Origin of the sequence: Streptomyces sp. NPDC007808 (assembly GCF_042868655.1) — a bacterium.
GTDB lineage: Bacteria > Actinomycetota > Actinomycetes > Streptomycetales > Streptomycetaceae > Streptomyces.
Genome location: NZ_JBIAEQ010000004.1, coordinates 440620 through 455213, shown reverse-complemented (window position 1 = coordinate 455213; position 14594 = coordinate 440620). Strand labels below are relative to the sequence as shown.

Below are 14594 nucleotides of genomic sequence, written 5' to 3'. Positions count from 1 at the left end.
TGCGCGAGGGCGGGGGCGGACATGGCACGGCACGGCGGTGGGCGGGGCTGGTACGGCAAGGTGCTCGGGGCGGCGCTCGGAGTGACGGTGCTCGCGGCGGGGGCGGCGGCGTGGACCGCCCAGGCCGGAGCCGCGGGCGGCTCGTCGCCGCAGGCGACCGCGTCGGCCGGGCCGGGCGGTGGCGTCAAGCCGGTCGCGGTGAGCATCGCGCACGCCTCGGACAAGGGGCCGCGCGGCGTCAACATCACCATCGACGACGGCCCCGACCCCGTGTGGACCCCGCAGATGCTCGACGTACTGCGTCAGAACGGGGCGAAGGCCACGTTCTGCATGGTGGGGACGCAGGCGCAGGCCCACCCGGACCTGGTGAAGAAGGTCGTCGCGGCGGGGCACCGGCTGTGCGACCACTCGGTGTCGCACGACACCACCATGGACAGGAAGTCCGAGGCGTACCAGTCGCAGCAGATCCTCGATGCCGAACGCATGATCACCGAGGCGTCCGGGGGCGTACGGCCCATGTACTACAGGGCGCCCGGCGGGGCCTTCACCCCCTACAGCCGCAAGCTGGCCGCCTCCCGGGGCATGCGCCCGCTGGGCTGGAACGTGGACTCCAAGGACTTCGAGCGGCCGGGTGCGGACGCGATGGTCGCCACCGTCGAACGGGAGCTGCCCAACGGGCCGACGATCCTCTTCCACGACGCGGGCGGTGACCGCTCGCAGACCGTGGAGGCGCTGCGCCGGGTCCTCCCCTCGCTCAAGGAGCAGGGCTACTCCTTCGGCTTCCCGGTGCGCTGAGCCCCGGACCCGGCCGGGCGGGCGGGGTCCCCACCGGGGCCCCGTACACCCCGCTCACTCATCGGCCGTCCCCGCGGCCCGGCTCGGCGGTGCCGGCGGGGGTGAGCTCGCAGGTCCCGGACCTCCTGGTCCCGTCCTGTCCCGTCAGCTCGACGACGGCCCGCCCGTCGGCGCTCCGGCTGTAGGCGATCGTGCAGGTCAGCTGGTGCAGAGCGGTGGTGTCCAGGCCCTTCAGGGCGAGCGGCAGACGGGCCGTGACCCGGCCGCCCGGGAAGGGCTCGACCTCGACGGTGCCGCCGGGGCGGGCGGCGGGCAGGGAGGTGCTCAGACCGGCGGTCCGGTCCTCCTTCCGCGGACCGGCCAGCAGTGCCATGACGACCTTCTCCGTCGACACCGGGCCGGCTGTCTCGCCTCGGTCGCGGTCCGCGGAGCCCGGCAGGTCGTACACCTCGCCGAACCCGCCCTCGGGCTCGGTCGACCGGATCACGGGTGTCACTCGCCCGTCCGGGGACCGGAAGAAGAGCAGCATGTCCTGGTCGCGGTCGAGGAACGCCTGGAAGCTGGCGGGACCGCCGGCCTCGATGACGTCGGTCTCGGGGATGCCGCAGCCGCCGAGCAGCGGTACGGCCGCCGCGACGGCGACGGCGGCCGCCGCACCTCGGCGCGTCCGCGCACGCCTCATCCGCCGGCCTCCTCCGTGTGGAGCGGTATCTCCACGGTGAAGACGGCGCCTTTCTCGGGCAGGTTCCCGGCGTGGATCGTTCCGCCGTGCAGCTTCACGTTCTCCTGGGTGATCGCCAGCCCCAGGCCGCTGCCCGCCGAGCGGGTGCGGGCCGCGTCGGCCTTGTAGAAGCGGTCGAAGATGTGCGGGAGCGACTCGGAGCGGATGCCGGGGCCGCTGTCGGTGACCTCGGTGATCAGCACCGGTGTACCCGGGGAGCGGGTCTCGGTGCGCAGTCGTACCGTGACCGGCGCGCTGCCGTGCCGCAGGGCGTTGCCCACGAGGTTGGCGATCACGATGTCGAAGCGGCGCGGGTCGAGCCGGGCGCGGACGCCGTCGGGGAGGTCGGTGCGCACGCGGTCGTCGGTCCAGTGCCGGTTCAGGAGGGTCTTGCGGATGGCCTCGGCGACGTCGACCTCGTCGGTGTTCAGTTCGGCGGCGCGCGCGTCGAAGCGGGAGATCTCCATCAGGTCCTCGACGAGCACGGCGAGCTTGCCGGTCTCCGCGCTGACCAGCCGGACCGCGCGGGCGGTGTCGGCGTCCAGGTGGTCCGCGTCCTCGTCGAGGACCTCGGTGACGGCGAGCATCCCGGCGAGGGGGGTGCGCAGTTCGTGCGAGACGTCGGAGGCGAAACGGCGGGCACGGGCCTCGGCCTCGCGCAGTTCCCGTACGGAGTGTTCGAGTTGGGCCGCGGACTCGTTGAAGGTGCGTGCCAGGTCGGCCAGTTCGTCGCTGCCGCGCACGGGGATCCTGGTGTCGAGCCGTCCGCTGCCCATGCTCAGGGCCGCGCCGCGCAGTTCCCGTACCGGGCGCAGCACGCTGCGCGCGGCGATCAGGGCGGGGACCAGCGCGACGGCGAGGCCGGGCAGGGCGCCGTCCCGGGCGGCCATCAGGAGGGCGTCGACGTTGACCTGCTCGTCGGTCATCCGCATGACGGCGTACAGGACGAGTCCGCTGGGCAGCACGTCGTACGGGCCCGTCTTGAAGACCATGGGCATGGCGATGGTCAGGTAGGGAACGCCGTCCTTGACGACCCGTTCGAAGCTGCCGTGGGGGTTGGCGTGTGCGGCGCGCCGCAGTTCGGGGGTGATGACGGTGGAGACGGGGTTCTCGCCCGAGGAGGCGCGGACCGAACCGTATTCGGCGAACACCACCCAGGGGTGCGGCTTGCCCTTGCGGGCGATGTCCCGCAGCACCGCCTCCAAATCCTCCCCTCCCTGCACGGGCAGGCCGAAGGCCGTCTGCTGCACCTGGTCGCGGAACGACGTGACCGCCGTGTCCTGAGCGGTCTGCAGCATGGCGTTGCGGGCCTCACGGTAGGTCAGCGCTGCCGTGGTGCCCGCGCTGACGGCGGCGACCAGCAGGAACGCCAGCAGCAGCCGGGTACGCAGCCCGAACGCCCTGACCCGCGACCGGCCGGGGGCGGAGCCGGTGGTCACAGCGGGCCGAAGCGGTAACCGAAGCCCCGCAGTGTCTGGACGTAGCGGGGGCTGCCGGCCTCGTCCTCGATCTTGCCGCGCAGACGGGCCACGCACGCGTCGACCAGACGGGCGTCGGCGTGGTAGCTGTGCTCCCAGACGTGCTCCAGCAGCTGCTGCCTGCTGAACACCTGCTCGGGCGCGGCGCTCAGGTGCAGCAGGAGCCGGAGCTCCGAGGGGGCGAGCGCGAGCGGCAGGCCGGCTTTGGTGACGTGCAGTCCGACCCGGTCGATGGCGAGTTCGCCGTGGACCTCGATGGCCTGGCGGCCCGGGGCGGCGTCGTCCAGGCGGCGCAGCACGGCACGGATCCGGGCCTCGATCACCTCGGTGCGGGCGGGCTTGACGATGTAGTCGTCGGCACCGGCCTCCAGGCCGATGACCACGTCGAAGTCGTCGCCGCGTGCGGTGAGCATGATGATCGGCAACTGGCTGCGCTCGCGGACCCGACGGCAGACCTGGACGCCGTTCATTCCGGGCAGCATCAGGTCCAGCAGCAGCAGGTCGGGGCGGAACTCGGCCAGTGCGGCGAGGCCGGCCTCGCCGGTCGCGGCCGCCCGTACCTCGTGGCCGCGGCGGCGCAGCCCGAGTTCGACCCCCTCGCGTACGGAAGGGTCGTCCTCGATGAGGAGCACGCGGGGCATCTGCGGTTCTCCCTCGGTGGTGGTCAGGACCGGGACATGCGCCGGCGTACGCCGGAGAGCAGCGCGGCGAGTTCGGTGAGGCGCAACGGGCGGGCGAGCAGGGCGAAGACGAGCACGACGACGGCCGCGCCGGCGGCGGAGGCGGCCAGGGCCCCCGCCGGGGCGGCGCCCAGGGCCGCGAGCCGGCCCAGCGCGGTGGCGGGCACGGCGACGAGGAGCAGCCGCGCGTGCGCGCCGACGGCGGACGAACGCAGGGGGCGTACGACGCCGAGCCGGCGGCTCAGCACCCGGCCGGTCACCGCCCAACCCGCGCACAGGGCCAGCGTGTACGCCGCCGCCATGCCCGTCACGGCCCAGCGCGCCGGCAGCAGGTGGGCGGCGGCCAGGGACCCTCCCGCGTTGAGGACGACGATCACGAGGTTGAGCAGGAACGGCGTACGGGTGTCGCGGAGCGCGTAGAACGCGCGGGACAGGACGTACTGCCCCGACAGGGCGACGAGCCCCGGCGCGAAGGCCATCAGGATCCCGGCCATGGCGGCCGTGTCGTCGGCGCTGGTCCTGCCGTACCCGAAGACGAGGGCCATCACCGGATGGGCGAGGGCGAACAGCGCGCAGGCGGCGGGTACGACGGCCGAGGCGCTGACGCGCAGGGCGTGGGAGACGTCGCGCCGCACGGCGGCGGTGTCCCCGTCGGCGGCGGCCGCGCTCATCCGGGGCATCAGCGCGGTCACCACGGAGACCGTGATGACGCCGTGCGGGACGACCCACAGGACGTAGGCGTTGTTGTAGGCGCCGTATCCGGGGCCGCCGTCGAGGCCCGCGGTGGTGGCGAGCCGGGTGGTGACCCAGTAGGCGGCCTGGTTGGCCAGAACCAGCAGCACCAGCCAGCCGGCCGCGCGCAGGGGGCGGGTCAGTCCGCTGCCGCGCCAGTCGAAGCGGGGCCGCCAGCGGAAGCGGGCCGCGCGCAGCGCGGGGACGAGGGCGAGGGCCTGGACGGCGATACCGGCGGTCGTGCCCCAGCCGAGCACGGCGGTCTCGGTGGGGGTGAGCAGGTCCTCGCCGTCCCCGCCGGCCACGGCCAGGGCGAGGTACAGACCGAACACGGTCATGACGACGATGTTGTTCAGGACCGGCGCCCACATCATGGCGCCGAACCGGCCACGTGCGTTGAGTACCTGCCCGAGCAGCGTGAACAGTCCGAGGAAGAAGATCTGCGGCAGGCAGTAACGGGCGAACGCGGTCGTCATGGCCGCCTGTTCGCCGGTGTAGTCGGTGTACGCGTCGACGATCGCGGGAGCCGCCCACACGGCGGTCGCGGTGATCGCCAGCAGGGCGACGACGCAGACCGTGACGAGCCGGTCGGTGTACGCGGCGCCCCCGTCGTCGTGCTCCTTGGCGGCCTTGACCAGTTCGGGCACGAAGACGGCGTTCAACGCGCCGCCCAGGAGCAGCATGTAGACGATGGTGGGCAGGGCGTTGCCGACCGCGTAGCCGTCGGCGACCGGCCCGATGGTGCCGATCGCCGCCGCGACCACCGCGGACCGGGCGAAGCCGGTGGCCCGGCCGACCACGGATCCGGCGGCCATGACGGCGCTGCCGCGTGCCGCGGAGACCGCCTTCGCCGCCTCCCCCGTGCTGTCCGTGCCGGCCGGCGTGGTCGTCGGCCTATCCGCCGTCGGCTGCCTCATCGGCGGTTCAGGTACGCCCGGAAGGCGCGGTGAAGCGTGTGGTTGGCGCTGCCGCCCAAGGGTCTCTCCCATTCCCCCAACGTCTCGACGACCTGTCCTCCGGTGCCGAGCTTCCACCGCAGCAGTCCGTACGCACGTTCCTCAGGATCGAGAGTGGAGGGTACCCCGCGCATGTCGTACACGTCGGCGCCGAGGGCGTGGGCGTCCTGCATCATCCGCCACTGAAGGGCGTTGGAGGGGCGGACCTCGCGGCGGTGGTCGGCGGAGGCGCCGGTCTGGTACCAGGCCCGGCGGCCCACCGAGATCAGCGTGTGGGCGGCCAGGATCTCCCCGCGGTGCCGGGCGAGGTACAGCCTCATCCGGCCCGGTTCCTCGGCGTTGAGCGCCGCGTACTGACGCTCGTAGTAGGCGAGCGAGCGGCCGAGCCGGAAGCCGTCGCGGCGCTCGGTGATGCCGAGCAGCCGGTAGAACTCGGGGAGTTCGGCCGCACTGCCCACCACCACCTCCACGCCCTCCTTCTGCGCTCGGCGGACGTTGCGTCGCCACTCCTGGTTGAGCCCGCGCCACAGGTCCTCGGTGCTGCGTCCGGCGAGCGGCACTTGGAAGACGTGCCGGGGCTGGGCGTCCCCGTCCTCCCCGGCCCCGTCGCCGCCGCAGCGGCGCCAGCCCCGGGCCCGCAGCCGGTCGGCGACGGCGGCGCCGAGCGGGTCGACCTCGCTGGCGAGGACGTCGCCCAGGCGCCGGCCCGGTCCGGTGAGCGGCTTGAGCAGGGCGGCGTCCCAGCGCCGGTAGGCGGGCGACGGGCCGATGCGCACGGCGAAGGCGCCCACGCCGCGCAGGTGTTCGAGGAGCGGGCCGAGCCAGCCGTCGATGCCGGGGTCGGTCCAGTCGGCGACAGGCCCTTCGGGGAGGTAGGCGAAGTACTTGCGGGTGCCGGGGAACTGCCGCAGCAGCACCAGGGCCACGCCCGACAGGGCGCCCGCCTCGGGATCCGGCCCCCAGCCGAGCAGGTGGGCCCGCCAGCCCTCCTTGACGTCGGCCCAGGACGGGCACTGCAGGAACCCGGCACCGAGGGCGGCGCCTTCGGGGGAGGCGAGGAAGGCGCGGTACGTCTGCGCGGTGATGGTGCGCAGGGCGAAACCGCGGTTTTGTGCTGGGCACACGCGGCTGGGCGGCACGAGCAGTGCTGACACGGTCTGAGCCTCTCCTTCTCCCCGTGGCCGTCGCGGGGACACACACAGGAGGCTCACAGCGGTCGATGACCGCTCCGTCCGGCGAATGTGACCGGACCATGACCGTTCCTCACCAGTCGCCGTCACAGTGCCCGGTAGCGGCTGACCTCGGGTTTTTCGGCTCTACAGTCACGACATCGCCGACTCACCCACCCCGTTCCCTTCCTTTCCGGAGGTCCCGTTGTCGCGCCCACGCGTCCTGCCGCGCTCCCGTGCACTCGCCCATGTCCGCGTCCGGGCCGCCGTCGTGGCCGCTCTGCTGGCGCCGCTCGCCGCCTGCTCGTCGAGCGGAGCGCCCGGTGGTCCGCACGACAAGGAGAGGCCGAGCGCCGGCGACCGCCCGGTCACGGTCACCGTCACGCCCCAGGGAGAACGGGTCCCGGCGGGTGAACCCGTGAAGGTCACGGCCTCGGGCGGCAGACTCACCTCGGTGACCGTCACCGACGCCCAGGGCCGCGGACTCGTCGGGAAAGTCGCCGCCGACGGCCGGTCATGGGTGTCCGACCGCAAGGCGGTGCCCGGCACCGCGTACGAGGTGACGGTGGCGACCCGGACCGAGGGCGGCACCGCCAAGAGCACCAAGTCCGCTTTCACCACGGCTGCGGCGGACAAGGTCAACAAGGTCGACTGGCGTCCGGGCACCGGCTCCACGGTGGGGGTCGCCCAGCCGGTCTCGCTGGTCTTCGACCATCCGGTCAGGAACCGGGCCGAGGTCGAGAGGCAGCTGAAGATCACCACTTCGAACGGGACCGAGGGTTCCTGGGGCTGGATACGTGACTGGTCGGGCCGGGACCGGGTGGACTGGCGGCCCAGGACGTACTGGAAGCCCGGGACGAAGGTCACCCTGAACGCCGAACTGAACGGCACCGACTCGGGCGCGGACGGCGGCTGGTTCGTACGCGACTACACGGCCCGCTTCACCGTCGGCGCCCGGCAGATCGTCGAAGTCGACCTCGACAGGCATCGGCTCACCCTCGTCCGCGACGGCAAGACGGTCCGGCGCATACCCGTCTCCGGCGGCACCCCGGGCGGTGACAAGCGCTCCTGGCGCGGAACCGCCGTGCTGATGGCCAAGGAGGGCACGATCAACATGAACTCCGAGACGGTGGGCCTCGCCGACGCCTACGACAAGATGGTCGACTACTCGATGCGGCTGACCTGGTCGGGCATGTACGCGCACGCCGCCCCGTGGAACGCCCGCTGGCTCGGCAACGCCAACCGCAGTTCCGGGTGCATAGGGATGAGCGACGCGGACGCGGCCTGGTTCTACGGGCAGGTGCGGGCGGGCGACCCGTTCGAGATCACCGGCAAGGACACCAAGGGCGTGGTCGCGCCCGGCAACGGCTTCGGCGCATGGAACCTCTCGTGGAGCGAGTGGCAGGGCAGGAGTGCGCTGCGGTGAGAGGTGCGGGGCGGGCCCGGGTCGGCATCGGGCGGCGGCCCGGAGCCCTGCCGGGAGGGCGGCGGCCCGGAGCCCTGCCGGGAGGGTGCCTACGGTCCGACGATCGCCCGGAGAGCGGCGAGGTGCCCGTGGTACGCCGTGCGTCCCCGCGGGGTCAGGCGCAGCCAGACGCGTTGCCGGGTGTCGCGGACGGCCTTGCGCTGCTCGACGTAACCGGCCTCGATCAGGGCCCCGGCGTGCTTGCTCAACACGGACGCGGACAGGTCGAGTTGCTCCTGGATCACGGCGAACTCGGCCTCGCCGACGGTGTCGAGCAGGGCGCAGACCCGCAGCCGGTTGGGTGAGTGGACGAGGTTGTCGAAGCCGTCCATCGGGTCGGTGGGCCTGCCGGTCATGACGTCTTCCGGTGCAGCCGTACGAAAGCGAGGTGGAAGCCCACGGACACCGTGGCCGCGATCACCGAGGCGGTGACGAGCCACCATGCCTGGCCGGTGGCACGGAACGCCCAGGCCGACCCCACCAGCAGCACCGGCATGCCGATCGTCAGGGGAAGGGTCGCGCGCTTGGGCAGCACGTCGAACCGCAGGGCCACGCCGGTGCGCTGCTTCCAGGACCGGGCGGCGATGACGTACAGCGTCAGGAACGCCGCGGTGATGACCGGCAGCACCGTCGCCCAGGCGGCCCTCGGCAGCAGCCACCGCTCCTCGGCGAGCATCCCTCCGTAGGCGAGGGGGAACGCCGCGATGTACGCGGTGAGGGCGGTGGCGAACCAGGTCGGCCATGGTGTGGCCGACAGAGCGGTGGCCGAGGCCCGGATGCGAGCGGCTTCGGCCAGGGTGGCCAGCGCCTCCTGCGAGGTGGGACGGGAGTGACGGTCGGGGAGGCCCGCATCAGTTTCCATGACGGAAAGAGTAGGGCCGACTTTCCAAGGGCGCAAGTGAAGTTTTTCCGGTGTGGAAAGTGAGGGGGTGCGAGGGGGCCGCGGACATGAGGGCGCCTCGAAGGGGCACTCGGGACGGGCAAGCCAACAGCAAGGAGCGTGCGGCCCGCTCAGTCCGTTCAGTCCGTTCAACCGACAACCGGGAGTACCCCATGGCGAGTTACGGTGGTTCGTCTGCCGCGTCCTCCGGATCGCGCACCAACGGCCTGGCGATCGCGAGCCTGTGCTGCGGCATCGTCGGCCTGTTCATCCTGAACATCGTTCTGGGCCCCGTGGCCATCGTCCTCGGCGCCGTCGCCCTCCGTCAGGCAGCGGTCAGGAACGGCGCCGGAATGGCGAAGGCCGGCATCGTCCTCGGCGTCATCGACGTGGTCCTGTGGCTCGTGCTCCTGGCCGTCGCCGCCAGCAACGGCGGCTTCAGCTGGTACGTGGGCGGCTAGGAATCCGTCGGCCACCTCGCACACCGGGCGGGCGGTACGCGGGATCCCGACCGACGCGGCCCGGACGCCCGCCCGGCGGGTGTCCGGGCCGCGTGAGGGCCGGGCTCACCGAGTGACACGGGCCCGCCGACCGTGGGACGTGGACGTACCGAGCAGCGTGTCCGGCGGGCGGGGCGGCCGGGGCGGCGCAGGGTGGTCCGTACTGCCGCCACCGAGGAGGAACCGTGAAGCGTCGTGTCGTCGCCGCCCTGGCCGTTGCCATGACCGCACTGGTGCTGTCCGCCGCCCTGGAAGGCCCCGGCCGGGTCGGAAGCGACGACTGGAACATCTTCCTCACCAATGTTCTGTTGTAGCGCGGACTCTCACACCAATTCGGGCTGTGGCGCGGGCTGCCGCACCGGTGCGGCATTCGGCTCCCACTGCCTGGTGGTCCGCAGATAGCCGTACACCACCGAGGACATGGCCAGGATGAGAAGCGGGCCGAAAAACCACGGGTGGGCGGCCATTTCCCGCGGCAGAAAGCGGTACGACAGCAAAAGCGCGGCGAACACGGTCGCCCCGTAGGCGACCAGCTGTATTCCCGCCCGGCCCCAGCCGCGGTCGAGTGCGCGCAGTGCCGCCTCGATCGTGATCACGAAGACCACCCCGGCCACGAGATCCACGCCGTAGTGGTAGCCGAATCCCAGCGTCGCGCCGAGTGTGGCCACGAGCCAGAAGGTTCCCGCGAAACGCAGGGCGCGCGGGCCCTTGCGGGAGTGGATGAAGATCGCCGTGGCCCACGCGGTGTGCAGGCTGGGCATGCAGTTGCGCGGGGTGATCCCGTCGTACGGCATCGGCTGCGGTCCCCCGGCCGGCGGCGGCACGTCCGGCCACAGGTTGGCCAGTGCCCACTGCCCGCCGCCGGTGCCCATCGCGCCGGGGCCGTAGGCGAAGATCGGTCCGACGACCGGGAAGATCATGTAGATGCCCGGCCCGAGCAGGCCGATCACCAGGAACGTACGCACCAGATGGTGGCGCGGGAAACGGCGTTCGGCCGCCACGTGGCGCAGCTGGTACAGCGCGACGACGACGGCGGCGACCGCGAGCTGCACATAGACCCAGTCGAGGACATGGGCGCCGACCGGGCCGGTCGCCCGGACCATCCGGCCCACCAGCCAGGACGGGTTGCCCAGGGCGTGGTCGGCGGTGGCCACGTACTGGTCGAGCACGGTGGGGCGGGTCTTGGAGGTGATGAGCAGCCAGGTGTCGCCGGTCTTGCGGCCGGCCACCAGCAACAGGCCCAGCCCGACGCCCTTGAGCAGCAGGAGGCGTTCCCGGCCGGTGCGGCGGGTGACGGCGACCACCGCGGCGCCGAGGATCACCCACAGCGCGCCGTTGCCGAAGGGATGGCCGTCGGTCGTCTTCAGGTCGGCCGCCCAACGCACCAGCAGGAAGACGACATCGACGCCGATCGCGGCGCCCAGGGCGATGAACCGCTGCCGCCAGGTGAGAACCACCATCATCAGGGCCATGCCGGCATACAGCAGGAAACCTGACTTGGGGGCGAATATCGCCTCCCGTGCCTGATTGGTGACCGGCCCCGGAACTCCGTAGCCCCGCGCGGCCATCTCCAGTGCGACGAGGAATCCGACCGCCACCACGGTCGCCGCGGTCCACAGCAGCACCCTCGGCCGACGCCACGCGACGGACAGGGTTTTGACGTTGATGCGCGAGAAAGACCGCGATGCTCTGGATATCAATTCATCAGCCGATTTGTTAGTAAATTAGAACGATCATCGTAAGGTCGATCATGTTATCGAACAGGGCGGGCGGGTTTCATCGGTCATGAGAAGGATGTGAACGGGCGTTCCGGTCGGTCCTGTTGGACTGACGCGAAGGCGGGCGAAAGGGTTGTCTGCCGGTAAGCGGACGGGGTAACCGCACGCCATGGGCGAGATCCTCGTGGGCACGTGCTCGTGGACCGACCGGGCGCTGGTGAGCAGCGGCTGGTACCCGGCGGGGCGGCGGGACGCCGAAGGGCGGTTACGGCACTACGCGGAGCGCTTCGCCGTCGTGGAGGTCGACGCGTCGTACTACGCCCTGCCCGGTGAACAAAACAGCCGGCTGTGGGTGGAGCGGACACCGGACGGGTTCGTCTTCGACGTGAAGGCCTTCTCCCTGCTGACCGGGCACCCCACGCGCAGTGCGGTGATGCCGGACGGCCTGCCCCCGAACGCCCGGGATCCGGGGGTGCTCGACGCGGTGTGGGCGCGGTTCGCCGCCGGGATCGCGCCGCTGCGGCAGGCCGGCCGGCTGGGGTGCGTGCTGTTCCAGTTCCCCCCGTGGTTCCGCCCGGGGCCCGAGGCCGAGGCGTTTCTCGCGGCCACCGCCCGGCGTACCCGAGGCTGGCCCCTCGCCGTGGAGTTCCGGCATCCGGCGTGGTGGCGGGAGGGACAGGAGCGGGACACCCGCGCGCTGCTCACCCGCTACGACATGGCCGCCGTCGCCGTCGACATGAACCGGACGCTCCCGTCCTCCATACCGCCAGTGACGCCCGTCACCTCCTCCCGGCTGTCGGTCGTCCGGTTCCACGGACGCAGTGCGGCCTGGGGCACCGGAAGCAAGGAGGAACGGTTCCGGCACACCTACGGCGGCGACGAGCTCGCCGAATGGCTGCCGCGCCTGCGCGTACTCGCCGAGCGGGTCGAGCGGCTCCACGTGCTGTTCAACAACTGCTGCGGGGACGCGGCCGTACGGGCCGCCGAGACGATGGCCGGGTTGCTCGGACGTCCCGTGGACGCCCGGACCGCACCGGACGCGTGACAGCTCCGCGAGACTCCGGGCCCCGCCTCCCGATGAGGACACGACACCCCCGCCACCACCGCCGAGGGATGTCGACACGGCGGCGGGCGGGGGTGTCACACAGGCGGGAGCGCTGTCGTCACCCTCCGGTGACGTCGGTGACCTTCCAGCGCTGGTTCGTGCCGGAGTTGGGCAGCCAGACGCCCACCGCGGCGCCCTCGCTGGTGGACTGGCCGCCCACGTCCACGAGGCGGCCGGTGCCGGCGTTGACGAGGGTCCAGGTGCCGTCGCCGGTGGTGGACATGATCCACTGGGCGGCGCTGTCGCGACGGCCCTCGTCGGGCTCGGCCACCAGCGCACCGTCACGCACCGCCAGGCGCTTGTCCTCGGTCGCCTCGGACAGGACGTACCGCTTGCGGTTGTCGCTGCCGGTGATCTTCTCCACCCGCCACCGCCGGCCGCTCGGGTCGGAGGCGTTCGCGCTCTTGATGACCAGTCCGGTGCCGTTGTCGGCGAGGCTGAGGTCCTTGCCGCTCTGGACGCCGGTCAGCCGGTAGGTGTGGCCCTCGCGCAGCTCGGCCGCGTCCCCGGCGACACCCGAGACACCCTTGACGAGGAAGGACGTCACCGACTGGGCCGGCACGGCCACCGTGGCCTGCTTGCCGCTGACCCGGACCGGCTTCTGCTTCTCCAGCTTGCCGTCGGCGCTGGTCACCACCGGGGTGACGGTGGCGCGGGAGGAGACCCGGCCGAACTTCGACAGGTCGAGCGTGACGTCACGCGCCTCGGCGGTGCTGTTGACGTGGACGACGGTCGCCGCGTCGCCCTTGCGGGAGACGGCCGCGGTGCTGGAGGTGTCGTTCGTCTTGATCAGCCGGTCGCCGGGCTTGATGTAGTGCGTGAAGTTGCGCGCGGTGTCGAACTTGGTGTTCGTGTAGACCGGGCAGGTCTCCAGGGTGTCCTCGGAGGTGCAGCTGAACGGCAGCTGGATCTCGCCCCAGTTGCCGCCCTTCGCCGACTCGCCGCCCGGCTTCATGTTGTCGTAGTCCTCGACGGGCTGCCAGAACACCCAGGCACGGGGCTCCAGTTCACGCAGGTCGTCGACGATGCGCTGGGCGAGGCCGAGGCCCGGCCGCATGTCGGTGAAGCTCTGGCCGTCGCCCCAGTCGCCCTCCACCTCGCTCATCCACAGCGGCTTGTCGGCGGCCTTCGCGAGGTCGCGGACGGTGGTGCGCTGGCCGGTGCCGTAGGTGTGGACGTTCATCTGGGCGACCAGGTCACGGACCTCCTGGGGGTAGGAGTTCCAGTTGGTGGCGAACGTGCCGGGGTTGGTCTCGTCCATCGCGGATATCTCCGCGTTGCTCCTGGACTTCTCCAGGACCGGGGCGAGCGCGCGCAGCACCTTCTGCTGGAGCTCGGGCCCCATGTGGGCGCCCTCCTGGCGGCCGCCGGTGGGCTCGCCGTCCGGGCCGAGCCTGGTGCCCCAGTAGTCGGTGTTCGGCTCGTTGAACGGGTCGAGCGTGTCGACCTTGATGCCGTGCGCCTTCTCCAGCCGCTCGGTGGCACCCACCAGGTACTTGGCGAAGTCCTCGACGGACTCCGGCTTCAACTGGTCCTTGCCCGCGTCGAAGTTGCCGGAGACGTAGCCGCTCTCGGTCATGAACCAGGGCGGCGAGTTGCTGAAGGTCTCCCAGTGGGTGATGTCCTTCTTGATGCGGTCGACCCACCAGCGCTGTGTCTTGTCGGCGTTCCTGTTCCAGTCGCCCGGGTCCTCGGCGTCCCACCAGTCGACGTCCTCGCGGGTGGTGCCCGCCGGTGCCTTCCACCAGCCCTCGACCGCGCCGCCCGCGCGCAGGTAGTCCTTGACGTCCGGGGCGTTGCCGCCGCCGATGTTGTAGCGGGCGATGTTCAGGGCGAGGCCCTCGTCGCCGAAGAGCAGCTTGTACAGCTTCTCGCGTATCGCGGGCGGGTAGTCACCGGTGGCGTTGGCGAACCAGACCAGGCTGGTGCCCCAGCCCTCGAACCTCTCCTGCTTGTAGGAGGGGTCGGGCCGGACCGTCACCGCGGCGGCCGCCCGAGACGTGGTCTCGGCGTGCGCGGCGGGCAGGGTGGTCGTGGCCAGGACGGTGCCGGTCGCCAGGGTGACGCCGATGGCCCCGAGGAGCCTTCTCTTGCGGGTGCGGTGTGCCATGTCGAGTACTCCACCTCTTCTGCGTGCCGGGGTCCGGGGACGCAGAGAACGGATCCACGTGGTGCGACTGGTGCGGGTTTGGCGCCTTCTCGTACGATTCCGACTGGGCGATGTTTACGTAAACATCCACTGGCCGGATGTCTACACTGTCCGAATCTCAGGGGTCAAGGAGTCGTTCCGGACCGAAAGTTCACGCCGGTCGTGGGGCGAGAGGGGTGAGGGCAGGTGGGTGCAGTGGACGGTGACAAGGCCCCGACGGGCACGGGCCGGGCCGGAGGCCGTACG

The 14594-nt window shown here is 71.8% G+C and carries 14 protein-coding genes; 5 read left to right on the top strand and 9 right to left on the bottom strand.

The features are described 5' to 3' along the window. Positions 1–21: 21 nt before the first annotated feature. Entirely contained in the window at positions 22–795 is a 774-nt protein-coding gene (locus tag ACFYNL_RS17880; protein WP_388803834.1) for a polysaccharide deacetylase family protein, read from the top strand. Between the two features lie 58 nt (positions 796–853). Here the strand turns inward: ACFYNL_RS17880 and ACFYNL_RS17875 are convergent, their stop codons facing one another. The 5 genes from ACFYNL_RS17875 to ACFYNL_RS17855 are packed head-to-tail and all read right to left on the bottom strand — an operon-like array spanning position 854 to position 6516. After that, the gene (locus ACFYNL_RS17875) at positions 854–1477 is read right to left on the bottom strand and encodes a hypothetical protein (RefSeq protein ID WP_388803831.1); all 624 of its coding nucleotides are present in this window, start codon (positions 1475–1477) and stop codon (positions 854–856) included. Beyond that, positions 1474–2955, bottom strand: a complete 1482-nt coding sequence (locus tag ACFYNL_RS17870) for an ATP-binding protein (protein ID WP_388803828.1) — start codon at positions 2953–2955, stop codon at positions 1474–1476. Before ACFYNL_RS17870 ends, ACFYNL_RS17875 begins: the two co-directional genes overlap by 4 nt. Further along, entirely contained in the window at positions 2952–3635 is a 684-nt protein-coding gene (locus ACFYNL_RS17865) for a response regulator (protein WP_388803825.1), read from the bottom strand. Before ACFYNL_RS17865 ends, ACFYNL_RS17870 begins: the two co-directional genes overlap by 4 nt. Before the next feature lie 23 nt (positions 3636–3658). After that, the gene (gene murJ / locus ACFYNL_RS17860) at positions 3659–5323 is read right to left on the bottom strand and encodes a murein biosynthesis integral membrane protein MurJ (protein WP_388803823.1); all 1665 of its coding nucleotides are present in this window, start codon (positions 5321–5323) and stop codon (positions 3659–3661) included. Further along, the gene (locus ACFYNL_RS17855) at positions 5320–6516 is read right to left on the bottom strand and encodes a lipid II:glycine glycyltransferase FemX (RefSeq protein WP_388803820.1); all 1197 of its coding nucleotides are present in this window, start codon (positions 6514–6516) and stop codon (positions 5320–5322) included. Before ACFYNL_RS17855 ends, murJ begins: the two co-directional genes overlap by 4 nt. A gap of 238 nt (positions 6517–6754) precedes the next feature. On the opposite strand from ACFYNL_RS17855, the gene ACFYNL_RS17850 reads away from it, so the two are divergent. Beyond that, positions 6755–7957, top strand: coding sequence for an Ig-like domain-containing protein (locus tag ACFYNL_RS17850; RefSeq protein ID WP_388804588.1), 1203 nt, complete (start codon positions 6755–6757; stop codon positions 7955–7957). 89 nt (positions 7958–8046) lie between these two features. On the opposite strand, the gene ACFYNL_RS17845 is transcribed toward ACFYNL_RS17850, so the two are convergent. Continuing rightward, a complete protein-coding gene (locus ACFYNL_RS17845) occupies positions 8047–8352 on the bottom strand; it encodes a transcriptional regulator (protein ID WP_388803817.1) in 306 nt (101 codons plus the stop codon). Beyond that, positions 8349–8858 carry a hypothetical protein gene (locus ACFYNL_RS17840; protein ID WP_388803815.1) on the bottom strand — a complete coding sequence of 170 codons (510 nt, stop codon included), beginning with the start codon at positions 8856–8858 and terminating at the stop codon, positions 8349–8351. The genes ACFYNL_RS17845 and ACFYNL_RS17840 overlap by 4 nt, the downstream gene beginning before the upstream one ends. 191 nt (positions 8859–9049) lie before the next feature. Between ACFYNL_RS17840 and ACFYNL_RS17835 the strand changes: the two genes are divergently transcribed. Together ACFYNL_RS17835 and ACFYNL_RS17830 are read left to right on the top strand one after the other, a co-directional pair. Next, the gene (locus ACFYNL_RS17835; RefSeq protein WP_388803812.1) at positions 9050–9337 is read left to right on the top strand and encodes a DUF4190 domain-containing protein; all 288 of its coding nucleotides are present in this window, start codon (positions 9050–9052) and stop codon (positions 9335–9337) included. A 224-nt stretch (positions 9338–9561) separates the two neighbouring features. Beyond that, complete coding sequence (locus tag ACFYNL_RS17830; protein ID WP_388803809.1) at positions 9562–9690, top strand: hypothetical protein; 129 nt, start codon at positions 9562–9564, stop codon at positions 9688–9690. A 9-nt stretch (positions 9691–9699) separates the two neighbouring features. On the opposite strand, the gene ACFYNL_RS17825 is transcribed toward ACFYNL_RS17830, so the two are convergent. Further along, complete coding sequence (locus ACFYNL_RS17825) at positions 9700–11076, bottom strand: phosphatase PAP2 family protein (RefSeq protein WP_388803806.1); 1377 nt, start codon at positions 11074–11076, stop codon at positions 9700–9702. A 187-nt stretch (positions 11077–11263) separates the two neighbouring features. Between ACFYNL_RS17825 and ACFYNL_RS17820 the strand changes: the two genes are divergently transcribed. Beyond that, positions 11264–12139 (top strand): DUF72 domain-containing protein, encoded by an 876-nt coding sequence (locus ACFYNL_RS17820; protein ID WP_388803803.1) that lies wholly within the window; start codon positions 11264–11266, stop codon positions 12137–12139. A 118-nt stretch (positions 12140–12257) separates the two neighbouring features. Here ACFYNL_RS17820 and ACFYNL_RS17815 read toward each other — a convergent pair whose 3' ends face one another. Then, the gene (locus tag ACFYNL_RS17815) at positions 12258–14309 is read right to left on the bottom strand and encodes a glycoside hydrolase (RefSeq protein WP_388803800.1); all 2052 of its coding nucleotides are present in this window, start codon (positions 14307–14309) and stop codon (positions 12258–12260) included. Positions 14310–14594: the final 285 nt, after the last annotated feature.